Source organism: Pseudomonas sp. P5_A2_2 (assembly GCF_054177685.1).
Genome location: NZ_JBGCUL010001300.1, coordinates 1 through 1096 on the forward strand (window position 1 = coordinate 1; position 1096 = coordinate 1096).

Consider the following 1096-nt stretch of genomic DNA (forward strand, 5'->3'; position numbering starts at 1 on the left):
TCGCCCAAACCAACACCGCCGGCAGCTACGGCCAGTTCTCCATCGGCACCGGCGGTGCCTGGACCTACGTCGGGCCAGTTCTCCATCGGCACCRGCGGTGCCTGGACCTACGTCGCCRRYTCCGCCCACAACGAGTTCGYCGCCGGCACCACCTACACCGACACCTTCGCGGTGAGCAGYGCCGATGGCACCCTCACTTCGGTCRCCGTGCATATCCTCGGCACCAACGATGCGGCCGTGCTGTCCGCCGACATCGCCAACCTCACCGAGACCAATGCTGCGCTGACCACCGCKGGCAGCCTGACCATCAGCGACGTCGACAGCGCCGCAACCTCCGTCGCSCAAACCAACACCGCCGGCARCTACGGCCAGTTCTCCATCGGCACCGGCGGTGCCTGGACCTACGTCGCCAGTTCCGCCCACAACGAGTTCGCCGCCGGCACCACCTACACCGACACCTTCGCGGTGAGCAGCGCCGACGGCACCCTCACTTCRGTCACCGTGCATATCCTCGGYASCAACGATGCCGCCGTGCTGTCCTCGGCCAGCGTTACGCTGAGCGAAACCAATGCTCCGCTGACCACCRCTGGCASCCTGACCATCAGCGACGTCGACAGCCCGGAAAGTTTCCAGGCSCAAACCAAYACCGCCGGCAACTACGGCCAGTTCTCCATCGGCACCGGCGGTGCCTGGACCTAYGTCGCCRACTCCGCCCACAACGAGTTCGYCGCCGGCACCACCTACACCGACACCTTCGCGGTGAGCAGYGCCGAYGGCACCCTCACTTCRGTCACCGTGCATATCCTCGGCACCAACGATGCGGCCGTGCTGTCCTCGGCCAGCGTTACGCTGAGCGAAACCAATGCTCCGCTGACCACCGCTGGCAGCCTGACCATCAGCGACGTCGACAGCGCCGCAACCTTCGTCGCCCAAACCAACACCGCCGGCAGCTACGGCCAGTTCTCCATCGGCACCGGCGGTGCCTGGACCTACGTCGCCAGTTCCGCCCACAACGAGTTCGYCGCCGGCACCACCTACACCGACACCTTCGCGGTGAGCAGYGCCGATGGCACCCTCACTTCGGTCGCCGTGCATA

At 66.4% G+C, this 1096-nt stretch carries 1 protein-coding gene; it reads left to right on the top strand.

Annotation, left to right across the window (positions count from 1 at the left end):
- Positions 1 to 54 precede the first annotated feature (54 nt).
- The coding region (locus ACXRVY_RS30945; protein WP_458239202.1) for a VCBS domain-containing protein at positions 55 to 1096 on the top strand (1042 nt) is incomplete at its 3' end.